The sequence below is a fragment of the Pseudomonas sp. efr-133-TYG-23 genome (genome assembly GCF_030209215.1).
In the GTDB taxonomy this organism is placed as follows: Bacteria; Pseudomonadota; Gammaproteobacteria; order Pseudomonadales; family Pseudomonadaceae; genus Aquipseudomonas; species Aquipseudomonas rhodesiae.
In genome coordinates, this window is sequence record NZ_JARVSL010000027.1 from 64,474 (window position 1) to 77,782 (window position 13,309).

Here is a 13,309-nt window from a genome sequence, read left to right on the forward strand (position 1 = left end):
CAGCTATCGGGGGCAAGCCCCCTCCCACAGTTTTTGACCGGGTCCGGTCAGGCATGGATGCGTACCCAGATACTCACTAGGATTGTGGCGGCCATCAGCCAAGCCAGCGCCGCCACGGCTAAAGAGGCCTCCAGGCGCATTCGGTCCACCATCACATACAACGCAGCCAGGTACACGAAGTACGGAATGATCGACCACATGCCGAACAGGATGGTGGTTTTCAAGTCTTCCACCGAGCGGCCTTTGCCGACGATGTAGTGGGCGATCAGCGCAAAGGTCGGGAACAGCGGCACCAGCCCGGCGATGTAGTAGTTCTTGGTCTTGGCCAGCGCGGCGAGTATCAGCACCACCGCCGCGCCCAGGGCGGCCTTCAGAAACAGATCCATCAGTGACTCAACCCATATTTTTTGACTTTGTCGAACAGCGTGGTCTTGGCCATTCCCAGCTCCTGGCTGGCTTGGGTCAGGTTGCCGCCGCTGCGTTGCAGGGCGTCCATCAGCAAATTGCGCTCAAAGGCTTCCACCGCCTCGGTAAAGGCCAACCCCTGGCCGCCGCTGCTGGCGCCGCTTTTCTTGAATGCGGGCAGGCCGAGTGCGAAGCGTTCGGCGACGTTGCGCAGTTCGCGGACGTTGCCGGGCCAGTCGTGGCTCATCAGGCTCGATAGGGTCTGGTTGTCCAGCTCCGGCGCGGTGCGGTCGAAGCGCAGCGACGACTGCTGCAGGAAATGTTCGAACAATTGCAGGATGTCTTCGCGGCGCTCGCGCAGTGGCGGCAACTCCAGGGTGACCACGTTGAGGCGGTAATACAGGTCGCTGCGGAACTGACTGGCGCGGCTCAGCTCGTCCAGGTCGGACTTGGTCGCGGCAATCACTCGGCAATCCACCGCCACGCTCTGGTTGGAGCCGAGGCGTTCCAGGGTGCGTTCCTGCAACACCCGCAGCAGTTTGATCTGCAGGTTGATGGGCATGCTTTCCACTTCGTCGAGGAACAGCGTGCCTTCATGGGCGTGTTCGATCTTGCCGATACGCCGCTTGCCGGCGCCAGTGAAGGCGTTGGCTTCGTGGCCGAAAATCTCGCTTTCAAACAGGTTTTCCGGCAAGCCGCCGCAGTTCAGGGCGACGAACTGGTGGGCATGGCGCCGGCTGAAATCATGCAGGCAGCGGGCGACCAGTTCCTTGCCGGTGCCGGTTTCACCTTCGATCAACACATTGGCTGAGGTGTCGGCGACATTGGCGATCAATTCGCGCAGGTTCTGCATGGCCGGCGAACGCCCGATGATGCGGCCTTCCAGAGAGTCGCGTTCGGCCAGTTGACGGCGCAGCGCCCAGACTTCCCGCGCCAGCCCGCGCTGCTCCAGGGCGCGCCGGGCGACGTCCACCAAGCGTTCGGGGGAGAAGGGTTTTTCCATGAAGTCATAGGCGCCGTTGCGCATCGCCCCGACGGCCATGGAAATATCGCCGTGCCCGGTGATCAGCACCACCGGCAGGCTTTTATCCAGGGCTTTGAGGCGGGTGAGCAGCTCCAGGCCGTCGATGCCCGGCAGGCGGATATCGCTGATGACAATGCCGGCGAAGTTCTCGCCGACGCGCTTCAAGGCTTCCTCGGCGCTGGCCACCCCCACGCTGGTGATGTCTTCCAGCGCCAGGGCCTGCTGGCAACCGAGCAGCACATGGGGGTCGTCTTCGACGATCAGGACGGTGAGGTCGTTGGGGTCTGTATTCATGTCGACTCAGTGGGGTGAGCGCCCGCCAATGGCAGGCTCAGGACAAAGGCCGTACCACCGCTGGGCGGGTGTTCCACGGCGAGGTTGCCGCCGGTGGCCGCCGCCAGGCTGGCCGACAGGGTCAGGCCCAGGCCCAGGCCTTGTTCGCCGGGTTTGGTGGTAAAGAACGGTTCGAACAAATGTTTGCGCGCCTCGGGGTCGATGCCGTGGCCATTGTCGCGCACCTGCAAGCGGTATTTGCCCTCGGCGCTGCTGCCCTCCAGCCACAGTTCGGGCGCCGGTTGGGCCTGCATGGCATCCAGGGCGTTGCCGATCAGGTTGACCAGGATCTGCTCCAGGCGCGTCTGATCGATCTGCAATTGGGTGTCGGTAAAGTCACGGTGCAAGGTCAGTGGCAGGTTGTCCAGACGCGCGCTCAGCACCTGGAGCGCGGCGTCCACGGCCTTGACCAGGCTGGCCTGGCCCTGGTCGTCGCCACGCCGGGCGAACGAGCGCAGGCTGGCGGTGATGCGGCCCATGCGGTCGATCAGTTCGTTGATGGTCTTGAGGTTGGTGCTGGCGGTGTCCAGCGCGCCGCGTTCGAGGAAGCGCACGGTATTGCCGGACAAGGTTCGCAGCGCCGCCAACGGCTGGTTCAATTCATGGGCGATGCTGGTGGACATCTGGCCGATGGCCGCCAGTTTGCCGGCCTGCACCAGTTCATCCTGGGCGCGGCGCAGGGTTTCTTCGGCCTGGCGCCGTTCGCGGATCTGGCCCTTGAGCCGTTCGTTGCTGGCGCGCAGGTCGGCGGTGCGTTCGGCGATCCGCCGCTCCAGTTGGCTGTTGGCTTCCTGCAAGGCTTCCCGCGCGGCGAGGCGGGTGGCGATGACCTTGCGTCGCTCGTTCCAGGCAATCAGCAGGAATGCCACCAGGCCGAAGGCGACCGCCACCAGGATGCCCTGATTGATCGCTGCGCGACGCAGGTCGTTGAGTGGGGTGAGGAGGGTGAAGCTCCAGGGTGTGTCATTGAGCGGGCGCGATTGCGCCAGGTAGCTGACCTCGTGCTCGTCGTTGACCACTTCACTGTTGGCCGGGAAGGTCAGTTTTTCCGTGCCTTCCTTCAAACGCTCGCGTGCCAGGGGCTCCAGCTCGTTCAAGGTGGCCCAGTAGTATTGCAGGCTGTGGGCGAGGCGTTCTTTGACCTCGTCGCTCAGTGGACGCACGGCCTTGAGGCGGCGGGCCGGGTCGCTGGAGAGAATGATGATGCCGTTCTCGTCGCTCACGAACGCTTCGAGGCGCGCACGCTGCCAGCGCTCTTCCAGGGCTTCGAGGCGCACTTTGACCACGGCGACGCCGATGATTTTGCCGTGCTCCTCCAGGCCATGGGCCAGGTAGTAGCCAGGCTCGCCGTTGGTGCTGCCGATGCCGTAGAAACGGCCGGGCTGGCCGCGCACGGCGTTCTGGAAATACGCGCGGAAGGACAGGTCTTCCCCCTGGTAACTGTCGGCATCGCGCCAGTTACTGGTGGCGAGTACGCGGCCAGTGGTGTCCATCACGTAGATGGCTCGGCTGCGGCTGCGTCGGTTCAGGCCTTCGAGGTAATCGTTGACGGCTTTGCGGGTTTCTTGATTCGGGTCGGCCAGCAACGTGGAGACGCTGGTTTCCAGCTCCAGCAGGCTGGGCAGGTAGGTGTATTTGCTGATCTCGCTCTCGACGGTACGGGCATGCAGCTCCAACTGGCGTTCGCCGTTGTCGCTGAGGGTGCGGATGCCATAGTACTCACTGATCCAGAAACCGATGTAACCCAGGCCGATCATCAGGGCGATGATCAACGGCGGCAGGAACAACTGGCGAATCAGGCGAGGTTTCACGGCAAGTGATGGCGGTGCGGCGCGAAATTGGTTGGGGTCGCATTTCATCACAGATGCCTTGGGTCAACCAGAGCTTGCCATGTAGGAGGGAGGCTTGCCCCCGATGACGGTGGCTCAGTACAGATGTACCGACTGACACTCAGCTATCGGGGGCAAGCCCCCTCCCACACTGGCTCGGGTTTAATTGCTTAGTGCTGCAGGATTTTCTCGAGGAACTGCTGCGCGCGCTCGGAGCGGGCGCTGATGTCGCCGAAGAATTCTTCTTTCGGGCAGTCTTCGATGATCTTGCCGGCATCCATGAAGATCACGCGGTCGGCCACTTTACGGGCGAAGCCCATTTCGTGGGTCACGCACATCATGGTCATACCTTCCTGAGCCAGTTGCACCATTACATCCAACACTTCGTTGACCATTTCCGGGTCCAGGGCCGAGGTCGGTTCGTCGAACAGCATGACGATCGGGTCCATGGCCAGGGCGCGGGCAATCGCCACACGTTGCTGCTGACCACCGGAGAGCTGGCCAGGATGCTTGTGGGCGTGTGCCGACAGGCCGACGCGCTCAAGCAATTGCAGGCCTTTCTTGGTGGCTTCTTCCTTACTGCGGCCGAGCACCTTGATCTGCGCGATGGTCAGGTTTTCGGTGATGGTCAGGTGTGGGAACAGCTCGAAGTGCTGGAACACCATGCCCACGCGCGAGCGCAGTTTCGGCAGGTTGGTCTTCGGGTCGGCGATGGAAGTGCCGTCGACCACGATGTCGCCTTTCTGGAACGGTTCCAGCGCGTTCACGCACTTGATCAGGGTGGATTTGCCCGAGCCGGAGGGCCCGCACACCACGATCACTTCGCCTTTTTTAACCTCGGTGCTGCAATCGGTCAGCACCTGGAAGTCGCCATACCACTTGTTGATGTTCTTGATAGAGATCATACGGCAAACCTTTTTTGCAGACGCTTGACCAGCAGCGAGGCGGAAAAGCTGATGATGAAGTAGACGACACCGGCGAAGATCAGGAACTCATTGGAGCGTCCGATGATATCGCCGTTGGAGCGGGCGGAGTTGAGGAAGTCCACCAGGCCCACGGTGTAGACCAGCGACGTATCCTGGAACAGGATGATCGACTGTTGCAGCAGCAACGGGGTCATCTTGCGGAACGCCTGGGGCAGGATGATCAGGCGCATGGTCTGGCCATAGGTCATGCCCATGGCCTGTGCTGCCGCCATCTGGCCCTTGGGGATCGACTGCACGCCGGCCCGCACGATTTCACAGAAGTACGCGGCTTCGAACATCATGAAAGCCACGACGCAGGAAGTGAACGCACCGATCGGGGTGTCTTCGCCGGTGATCCAGCGCAGCACGAACGGCACCGCCAGGTAGAACCAGGTGATCACCAGCAGCAGGGGGATCGAGCGGAAGTAGTTCACATAGGCGCCAGCCAGACGCGACAGCAGTTTGCTGGACGACAGGCGCATCAGCGCGAGAATCGTGCCCAGGGCGATACCGCCGATCACGCCCATGACCATCAGCTTCAAGGTCATGATCATGCCGTTCCACAGCCCAGGCATGGCGGGGATGATACCGCTGAAATCGAGTTCCATTATTTACCCCCCACGGAGATCAGGCCGGGCACTGCGACTTTCTTCTCGACCAGGCGCATCAGCAGCATCAGGCTCATGTTCAGGGTGAAGTAGATCAGCGTGGCCAGGGTGAAGGCTTCGAACAGGTTGGCCGAGAACTCGGCGGTCTGTTTGGTTTGCGCCAGCAGTTCCATCAGGCCGATCAAGGACGCCACGGAGGAGTTCTTGAAGACGTTGAGGAATTCCGAGGTGAGCGGCGGAATGATGATGCGGTAGGCCTGGGGCAGCAGTACGTTCCAGTAGATCTGCGGCAGCTTGAAGCCCATGGCGCGGGCGGCAGCTTCCTGGCCGCGTGGCAGCGCCTGGATACCGGTACGCACTTGTTCGCAGACACGGGCCGCGGTGAACAGGCCCAGGCACACGACAACGCTCAGGTAGGCCGAGGTGGTCGGGTTCAAGTCCTGCTTGTACCAGTCCTGCAGGTTCTGCGGCAGCAGGTCGGGCACCAGGAAGTACCAGATAAACAGCTGCACCAGCAACGGCACGTTACGGAACAGCTCCACGTAACAGGTCGCAATGCCGGATACCAGCCGGTTCGGCACGGTGCGCATGACCCCCAGAATGGAGCCCAGCAGCAAGGCGATGATCCATGCCACGACGGCGATGGCGATGGTCCAGCCCAAGCCGGCGATGTACCAGTCGAGATAAGTCTCGCTGCCCACGCCGGTGGACTTGAAGAACACGCCCCAGTCCCAGTTGTAATTCATTAGGGTCTCCCCCGAAATCGATCGATGTACACGCACCCGCTTGGGGAAAATCCATTCCCGCCTGACGTTGAACGCCAGGCACACGCGATCGGCTCGAAAACCGCCAGGTCGAGTGTTCCAAGTTAAAACCAGCAGGTAGTAACAGACGCCTGAGGGAGGGTTGGCTCCCTCAGGAGATAAGGTTAGTCAGCTTTTAGATCTTTACTTCCGGAGCCGGCTTATCGGTCGGATTCTGGATCAGTTCCTTGACCTTGTCGCTCATCGGGAAGTTGAGGTTCAGGCCTTTAGGTGGAACCGGGCTTTCGAACCACTTGCCGTAGATCTTGTTGATCTCGCCGGACTTGTACAGACCGATGATGGCGTCATCCACGGCTTTTTTGAATGCTGGGTCGTCTTTGCGGACCATGCAGGCGTAGGCTTCGAAAGATTGCGGAGTACCGGTGATTACCCAGTCATCCGGCTTCTTGGCCTTGGCTTCTTCACCGGCCAGCAGGGCGTCGTCCATCATGAACGCTACGGCGCGGCCGCTTTCGAGCATCTGGAAGGATTCGCCATGGTCTTTGGCGGAGATGATGTTCATGCCCATCTGCTTGTCGGCGTTCATCGACTTGATGATGCGCTCGGACGTGGTGCCGGCGGTGGTCACGACGTTCTTGCCTTTCAGGTCGGCGAAGTCGGCATAGCTTGGCTTGCCATCTTTGTCTTTCTTGACCAGCAGACGGGTGCCGATTTCGAAGATGTTGGTGGTGAAAGCGACTTGCTGGGCGCGTTCGGCGTTGTTGGTGGTGGAACCGCACTCGATGTCGACGGTGCCGTTCTGAACCAGCGGAATACGGGTCTGCGAGGTCACCAGGTTGTACCGGGTCTGCAGATCGGGCTTGTTCAGGTCTTTTTTCAGGGCTTCAACGATGGCCAGCTGAATGTCGTGGGAGTAGCCCACAGGTTTGCCCGAGCCATCCGCGATGTAGGAAAACGGAATGGAGCTGTCGCGGTGCCCGAGGGTGATGGTGCCGGAGTCGTTGATTTTCTTCAGTGTGCCGGTGAGTTCGGCGGCAAAGACTGGAGTGCTGATCAGAGCAGCAGCGATAGCTGCGCCCAAAATATGGGGAACGATGCGCATCAATACTTCCTCGACATTTGTTTTTTTTATGAAGCCGGCTAAACGGCTCTCTTGTACAGCGAATGTCCGTGACGGCTCCTGAGGCGTCTCGGCAATCGTCCAAGAGTGTAGAGCATGAGTCGTGCCAGGCTTGAAATAAAAGGTTAACTATTTGATTTAAAAGGTTATTAAGTTTGTGTTACGGGATTTCGCCGGCCTTTTGATCCGGCAAACCGAATAGCGTGGGGTGTTGTGTTCGGAAAACCGAATGCCGTTGGTTGGCCGATCTGTGTATAGGCGGCAAACGCAAAAGCGCCGCGTTTATTCAAAATAAACGCGGCGCTTTCAGGTTTTCACTCCCAGGCTCAAGGCCATTCGGCGGCAGGTCAGGCCGCTTGGAACTTACTGCGGTTCTGCTCGACCTTGGACAGGTAGCGCTGGACGTTGTCCTGCTCCTGCTCAGTGGTAAACAGGCCCAGCTTGGTGCGGCGCCACAGGATGTCCTGGGCCTGGGTGGCCCATTCTTCGGCGCACAGATAGTCGACCTCGCGGGTGTACAGGCCACCGCCCAGATGCTCGCCCAGGTCGGCCAGGGTTTGCACGCCTTCCAGCAGGCGCCAAGTGCGGCTGCCGTAGGTAGTGGACCAGCGGCGTGCGATCTCGCTCGGAACCCAATCGAACTTGGCGCGAATCGCCTCGGCCAGCGCTTCGGGCGTGCTCATGTCCTCACCACCCGGCAGGCTGGCCGTGGCGGTCCAGCTAGGACGCATCTGCGTGAAGTACGGCGCCAGTTGGGCCATGGCCGATTCGGCGAGCTTGCGATAGGTGGTCAACTTGCCACCGAACACCGACAGGATCGGTGCCTCGCCCGCACTCCCGGACAGTGCCAGGGTGTAGTCGCGGGTGATCGCCGATGGGTTGTCCGACTCGTCGTTGCACAACGGGCGTACGCCGGAGTAGGTGTGCACGATGTCATCGCGGCCCAGTTGCTTCTTGAAGTGGGCATTGACCACCTTGAGCATGTAGTCGGTTTCGCCCTCGGTGATCGCCACTTTCGCCGGGTCGCCGGTATATTCGCGGTCGGTGGTACCGATGATGGTCAGATGATTCAGGTACGGAATCGTGAAGACGATGCGCTGGTCTTCGTTCTGCAGGATGTGCGCGTGGGCGCCTTCATACAGTTTCGGCACGATCAGGTGGCTGCCCTGGATCAGACGAATGCCGTAGGGCGAATCCAGTTTCAGGTCATCTTTGATGAATTTGGCCACCCATGGGCCGGCGGCATTCACCAACGCACGGGCGCGGATCGAAAACAGGCTGCCGTCGGCACGTTCCATGTTCATTTCCCACAGGCCCTTGCTGCGATGGGCGCTGACGCACCGGGTCTGGGTGTGGATATGGGCGCCTTTTTCACGGGCGGCCATGGCGTTGAGCACCACCAGGCGGGCGTCGTCGACCCAGCAGTCGGAATACTCGAACCCTTTGGTGATTTCGCTTTTCAGTGGGCTGTCCGGGCCAAACTTGAGGCTCTTGGAACCCGCGAGTTTTTCGCGCTTGCCCAGGTTGTCATAGAGGAACAGCCCAGCACGAATCATCCACGCCGGGCGCAGGTGCGGGCGGTGCGGCAGGACAAAACGCATTTGCTTGACGATGTGCGGCGCCTTGGCCAGCAACACTTCCCGTTCGGCCAGGGCTTCGCGCACCAGACGGAATTCGTAATGTTCGAGATAACGCAGACCACCGTGGATCAGCTTGCTGCTGGCGGAAGAGGTGTGGCTGGCCAGGTCATCCTTTTCACAAAGGAATACCGACAGCCCACGACCGGCTGCATCTGCTGCAATGCCGACGCCATTGATCCCGCCGCCGATAACGGCAACGTCATAGACTTCGGCAAGCGGTGGAGCAGGCAAGGTAGAAGGGTTCATCGGCTGGCCTCGCGATTTTTTCGTATTGGAATTCGAACATTAATGTTCATTTGCGAAAATGGTAGCCGATAAACGCGGGCACAGCCACCCGACTTCGATTGAAAAAACTCATCGAAGGGCAGGAAAAGGAAAAATTGTGAACATTGGCCCGTCTAAGGCTCGAGCTGATTCAGCGAGTATTGATAGCTATCGGGGGCAAGCCCCCTCCCACATTTGAATGGTTGTACACATCAAAGTGTGGAAGGGGCTGGCCCCCGATAGCATCAGTAAAGGCCTTAAACGACTTCCAGCCGAACCTTATGCTGATTCAGCAACTGCACCAGCGCCGGCACCGGCTCTTGGTCAGTCACCAGGCAATCCACCAGGCTGATCGGCCCCAACCGAATCATGGCATTGCGCCCGAATTTGCTGGAGTCCGCCGCCAGAATTACTTGCCGGGCATTGGCGATGATCGCCTGGGACACGCGCACTTCCTGGTAATCGAAATCCAGCAGGCTGCCGTCCTCGTCGATGCCGCTGATACCCACCAGTGCGAAGTCGACTTTGAACTGATTGATAAAGTCGACGCTGGCCTGGCCCACCACGCCGCCGTCGCGTCGCACATTGCCGCCGGTGAGTAGCACGTCGAAGTCGTCCTTGGCGCTAAGCATGGCGGCGACGTTGAGGTTGTTGGTGATGATTTTCAGGTGGCTGTGGTTCAGCAGCGCACGGGCGATGGATTCGGTGGTGGTACCGATATTGATGAACAGCGAGGCGTGATCGGGGATCTGGGCGGCGATGGCTTCGCCGATGCGTTGTTTTTCGTCGCGCATCTGGTCGGCACGCATGGCGTACGCGGTGTTTTCGACGCTGGAGTCATAGGCCGCGCCGCCATGGTAGCGACGCAGCAGATTAGCGTCCGCCAACTGGTTGATATCGCGGCGGATGGTTTGCGGGGTGACAACGAACAACTGCGCCATTTCCTCGATACTGACGTAGCCGCGTTCGCGGACCAGTTCGAGAATTTGTTGCTGGCGGGGAGGCAGATTCATGGGGCGTCCTTTGGGCTGCCATACAAAAGTGGCCCATGATGACGCAGGAATCTGCTCCCTACCAGTTACAACCCGAGGTTGGCTTATTCGGCGCCTTCGTGGGGCTCCCAGTCACGGGTGCGGCTGACTGCTTTTTGCCAGCCGGCGTAGAGTTTTTCTTTTTCCTTTTCGTCCAACTGAGGTTCGAATTCGCGCTCGATCACCGCCTTGCCGCGCAATTCGTCCAGGCTGCCCCAGAAACCGCAGGCCAAGCCGGCCAGGTACGCCGCGCCCAGCGCTGTGGTTTCACGCATTTGCGGGCGCTCCACTTGAGTACCGAGAATGTCGGCCTGGAACTGCATCAGGAAGTTGTTGGCCACCGCACCACCGTCCACGCGCAGGGCTTTGAGGCGTTCGCCGGAATCCTGCTGCATGGCGTCCAGCACGTCGCGGGTCTGGTAGGCAATCGACTCCAGGGCTGCACGAATAATGTGATCCACGCGTACGCCACGGGTCAGGCCGAACAGCGCGCCACGGGCGTAGGGGTCCCAGTACGGTGCGCCCAGACCGGTGAAAGCCGGGACCAGATACACGCCGTTGCTGTCCTTGACCTTGCCGGCAAAGTATTCGGTGTCATGGGCATCGTTGATGATCTTCAGCTCGTCACGCAGCCACTGCACGGTGGAACCACCGTTGAATACTGCGCCTTCCAGGGCGTAGGCCACTTCGCCGCGCGGGCCGCAGGCGATGGTGGTGAGCATGCCGTGCTTGGATTTCACGGCTTTGTCGCCGGTGTTCATCAGCAGGAAGCAGCCGGTGCCGTAGGTGTTCTTGGCTTGGCCGGCTTCCACGCACATTTGGCCGAACAGTGCGGCCTGCTGGTCACCGGCGATGCCGCCGATGGCGATACCGCTTTTGGTGCGGCCGTAGATTTCCGACGAGGACTTCACTTCCGGCAGCATCTCGCGCGGAATGTCGAGGATCTCCAGCATCTTCGCATCCCACTCCAGGGTGTGGATGTTGAAGAGCATGGTGCGCGAGGCGTTGGTGTAGTCGGTGACGTGGGTTTTGCCGCCGGTAAATTTCCAGATCAGCCAGCTGTCGACGGTACCGAACAGCAGCTCGCCGCTGCGCGCACGCTCGCGGCTGCCTTCGACGTTGTCGAGGATCCACTTGAGTTTGGTGCCCGAGAAGTACGGGTCGGTGACCAGGCCAGTGGTGTCGCTGATGTATTGTTCGTGACCGTCGCGCTTGAGCTGCTGGCAGATTTCGGTGCTACGGCGGCACTGCCAAACAATGGCGTTGTAGATCGGGCGGCCGGTGACTTTGTCCCACACCACGGTGGTTTCGCGCTGGTTGGTGATGCCGATGGCGGCAACCTGGTCATGGTGCAGGCCGGCCTGGGCCAGCGCTTCGACCATCACCGCGCTCTGGGTGGCGAAGATCTCCATCGGGTCGTGTTCGACCCAGCCCGCTTGCGGGTAATGCTGGGCGAACTCACGTTGGGCGGTGCAGACCACGTTGGCGTCACGATCGAAGATGATCGCCCGCGAACTGGTGGTGCCCTGGTCGAGGGCAATGATGTAGTTCTTATTCTGAAGGTCGGTCATGTCGATTGCCTTAAACGAAATAGGAAGTCAGAAATCAGCCTGGGCCGCGAAGGGCAGGGGCGCCAGGCTGGCGCTTTCAGGAAATACGGGTATTGCCGTTGACAGCCGTGTCAGGTGTTTCAATTACAGCAGGTGCGGCGCTCGGCAGATGACGGGCGATCAGGCCGCGATACGCCGCAGCACCAAGGCACGCACCCACGATCGGCGCGAAAATCGGCACCAGGAAATAAGGAATATCGCGGCCGCCGGTAAGGGCCATTTCACCCCAGCCGGCGAAAAAGGTCATCAGCTTCGGCCCCAGATCCCGCGCGGGGTTCATCGCAAACCCCGTCAGCGGGCCCATGGAACTGCCGATCACGGCAATCAGCAGGCCGATCAACAGCGGCGCCAGTGGGCCGCGTGGCAGGCCGTTGTTGTCATCGGTCAGGGCCATGATCACGCCCATCAGGATCGCGGTAATGACCATTTCCACCAAGAACGCTTGGGCGGTGCTCAGCAACGCATGGGGGTAAGTGGAGAACACCGACGCCAGTTCGAGGCTGGCTTGAGTGCCGCGCACCAGATGGTGGGTTTGTTCGTAATCGAAAAACAGATTGCTATAGAGGGTGTAGACCAAGGCGGCCGAGCAAAAGGCGCCGGCGATCTGGGCAAGGATATAGAAAGGCAGTTTGCGCTTGTCGAAGTCGGCGAACAGGCACAGCGCGATACTCACCGCCGGGTTCAAGTGGGCCCCGGAAATCCCGGCGCTCAGGTAGATCGCCATGCTCACGCCGACCCCCCAGATGATGCTGATTTCCCACAAGCCAAAACTGGCACCCGCGACCTTGAGCGCAGCGACACAGCCGGTACCGAAGAAGATCAGGAGCGCAGTGCCCAGAAACTCGGCCATGCATTGGCTTGAAAGTGAAGGCTGTTGAAGAGCAGTTGTCATGGAAAACCTCAATTGTTTTTCTTGTCTGGCGCTGGGCCTCAACGGGCCTGGCGCGATTTTCACCGCGGCGGGGATCCCCATCTCCGTCACGGCTTACTGCTCGAATGCGTAGGATTATTTCCCACTGTATTCGGAAACGAAAAAATATAGACAAGAATGACCGCTGTCAAAGGTCGAAAGTGAACTGTCAGTCACTTTCCAACTATGGGTCTGATGAATGATCACGTCGCCGACGCCCGGCGCGTGTCACGGCAGTGGGCGCACTAGAGCGTTTCGTGCTGGGTTGGCCTAGAATTGGCCATCTGTTTGCCACGCTTGGAGTATCCATGACCCCTGCACTGGATCTGTTGAAGAAAGTTCGCGCCGAACATCGTATTCATAGTTATGAACACGACCCCAAGGCCGCCTCCTATGGGCTGGAGGCCGCAGAGAAATTGGGCCTCGACCCGGCGCAGGTGTTCAAGACCTTGCTGGCCAGCAGCGAGAAGGGCGAATTACTGGTGGCCGTAGTACCGGTCGTCGGAAGTCTGGATTTGAAGGCCCTGGCTCATGCGGCGGGGGTCAAGAAAGTCGAAATGGCCGATCCGGCGGCCGCGCAGCGTTCAACCGGTTATTTGCTGGGCGGCATCAGCCCGCTGGGGCAGAAGAAGCGCTTGCGCACGTTTATTGATGTGACGGCACAGCCCTTCGCGACGATTTTTGTCAGCGCAGGCAGGAGAGGGTTGGAAGTGGAGTTGCCGGCGGCAGTGCTGGCGGAGCATACCCAAGCCAAATTTGCCGAAATTGGCCGGGCATAATCCAGATTGCTGAAGATGCCGTGTGGG

The 13,309-nt window shown here is 60.2% G+C and carries 12 protein-coding genes; 1 reads left to right on the top strand and 11 read right to left on the bottom strand.

The window, feature by feature from the left end; translation table 11 throughout:
• Positions 1-47 precede the first annotated feature (47 nt).
• The 11 genes from QRN41_RS18100 to QRN41_RS18150 all read right to left on the bottom strand — a co-directional run bounded on the left by QRN41_RS18100 (position 48) and on the right by QRN41_RS18150 (position 12,485).
• Positions 48-386, bottom strand: a complete 339-nt coding sequence (locus QRN41_RS18100; protein WP_285421949.1) for a GlpM family protein — start codon at positions 384-386, stop codon at positions 48-50.
• Positions 386-1,723 (bottom strand): two-component response regulator AauR, encoded by a 1,338-nt coding sequence (gene aauR, locus QRN41_RS18105; protein WP_034096118.1) that lies wholly within the window; start codon positions 1,721-1,723, stop codon positions 386-388. The genes QRN41_RS18100 and aauR overlap by 1 nt, the downstream gene beginning before the upstream one ends.
• Entirely contained in the window at positions 1,720-3,621 is a 1,902-nt protein-coding gene (aauS, locus tag QRN41_RS18110; RefSeq protein ID WP_034137167.1) for a two-component sensor histidine kinase AauS, read from the bottom strand. Before aauS ends, aauR begins: the two co-directional genes overlap by 4 nt.
• A 140-nt stretch (positions 3,622-3,761) precedes the next feature.
• Positions 3,762-4,496 (bottom strand): amino acid ABC transporter ATP-binding protein, encoded by a 735-nt coding sequence (locus QRN41_RS18115; protein WP_034096120.1) that lies wholly within the window; start codon positions 4,494-4,496, stop codon positions 3,762-3,764.
• Complete coding sequence (locus QRN41_RS18120) at positions 4,493-5,164, bottom strand: ABC transporter permease subunit (protein WP_034096121.1); 672 nt, start codon at positions 5,162-5,164, stop codon at positions 4,493-4,495. The genes QRN41_RS18115 and QRN41_RS18120 overlap by 4 nt, the downstream gene beginning before the upstream one ends.
• Positions 5,164-5,910 (bottom strand): amino acid ABC transporter permease, encoded by a 747-nt coding sequence (locus QRN41_RS18125; RefSeq protein ID WP_034096122.1) that lies wholly within the window; start codon positions 5,908-5,910, stop codon positions 5,164-5,166. Before QRN41_RS18125 ends, QRN41_RS18120 begins: the two co-directional genes overlap by 1 nt.
• Before the next feature lie 193 nt (positions 5,911-6,103).
• The gene (locus tag QRN41_RS18130) at positions 6,104-7,030 is read right to left on the bottom strand and encodes a glutamate/aspartate ABC transporter substrate-binding protein (protein ID WP_169902717.1); all 927 of its coding nucleotides are present in this window, start codon (positions 7,028-7,030) and stop codon (positions 6,104-6,106) included.
• Positions 7,031-7,395: 365 nt separating this feature from the next.
• Positions 7,396-8,934 carry a glycerol-3-phosphate dehydrogenase gene (gene glpD / locus QRN41_RS18135; protein ID WP_285421950.1) on the bottom strand — a complete coding sequence of 513 codons (1,539 nt, stop codon included), beginning with the start codon at positions 8,932-8,934 and terminating at the stop codon, positions 7,396-7,398.
• A 275-nt stretch (positions 8,935-9,209) separates the two neighbouring features.
• Positions 9,210-9,965, bottom strand: a complete 756-nt coding sequence (locus QRN41_RS18140) for a DeoR/GlpR family transcriptional regulator (protein WP_034096125.1) — start codon at positions 9,963-9,965, stop codon at positions 9,210-9,212.
• 83 nt (positions 9,966-10,048) lie between these two features.
• Positions 10,049-11,554 carry a glycerol kinase GlpK gene (gene glpK, locus QRN41_RS18145; RefSeq protein ID WP_034096126.1) on the bottom strand — a complete coding sequence of 502 codons (1,506 nt, stop codon included), beginning with the start codon at positions 11,552-11,554 and terminating at the stop codon, positions 10,049-10,051.
• Positions 11,555-11,630: 76 nt separating this feature from the next.
• Complete coding sequence (locus QRN41_RS18150) at positions 11,631-12,485, bottom strand: MIP/aquaporin family protein (protein ID WP_034096127.1); 855 nt, start codon at positions 12,483-12,485, stop codon at positions 11,631-11,633.
• Between the two features lie 326 nt (positions 12,486-12,811).
• Between QRN41_RS18150 and ybaK the strand changes: the two genes are divergently transcribed.
• Positions 12,812-13,282, top strand: coding sequence for a Cys-tRNA(Pro) deacylase (gene ybaK / locus QRN41_RS18155; RefSeq protein ID WP_034096128.1), 471 nt, complete (start codon positions 12,812-12,814; stop codon positions 13,280-13,282).
• Positions 13,283-13,309 lie beyond the last annotated feature (27 nt).

What these genes read in the sequence shown, in the direction of transcription:
- aauS (WP_034137167.1), bottom strand. Translation starts at nt 3,621, where the DNA reads ATGAAATGCGACCCCAACCAATTTCGCGCCGCACCGCCATCACTTGCC.
- ybaK (WP_034096128.1), top strand. Translation starts at nt 12,812, where the DNA reads ATGACCCCTGCACTGGATCTGTTGAAGAAAGTTCGCGCCGAACATCGT.
- QRN41_RS18120 (WP_034096121.1), bottom strand. Translation starts at nt 5,164, where the DNA reads ATGGAACTCGATTTCAGCGGTATCATCCCCGCCATGCCTGGGCTGTGG.
- QRN41_RS18115 (WP_034096120.1), bottom strand. Translation starts at nt 4,496, where the DNA reads ATGATCTCTATCAAGAACATCAACAAGTGGTATGGCGACTTCCAGGTG.
- aauR (WP_034096118.1), bottom strand. Translation starts at nt 1,723, where the DNA reads ATGAATACAGACCCCAACGACCTCACCGTCCTGATCGTCGAAGACGAC.
- QRN41_RS18150 (WP_034096127.1), bottom strand. Translation starts at nt 12,485, where the DNA reads ATGACAACTGCTCTTCAACAGCCTTCACTTTCAAGCCAATGCATGGCC.
- QRN41_RS18125 (WP_034096122.1), bottom strand. Translation starts at nt 5,910, where the DNA reads ATGAATTACAACTGGGACTGGGGCGTGTTCTTCAAGTCCACCGGCGTG.
- glpK (WP_034096126.1), bottom strand. Translation starts at nt 11,554, where the DNA reads ATGACCGACCTTCAGAATAAGAACTACATCATTGCCCTCGACCAGGGC.
- glpD (WP_285421950.1), bottom strand. Translation starts at nt 8,934, where the DNA reads ATGAACCCTTCTACCTTGCCTGCTCCACCGCTTGCCGAAGTCTATGAC.
- QRN41_RS18130 (WP_169902717.1), bottom strand. Translation starts at nt 7,030, where the DNA reads ATGCGCATCGTTCCCCATATTTTGGGCGCAGCTATCGCTGCTGCTCTG.
- QRN41_RS18140 (WP_034096125.1), bottom strand. Translation starts at nt 9,965, where the DNA reads ATGAATCTGCCTCCCCGCCAGCAACAAATTCTCGAACTGGTCCGCGAA.
- QRN41_RS18100 (WP_285421949.1), bottom strand. Translation starts at nt 386, where the DNA reads ATGGATCTGTTTCTGAAGGCCGCCCTGGGCGCGGCGGTGGTGCTGATA.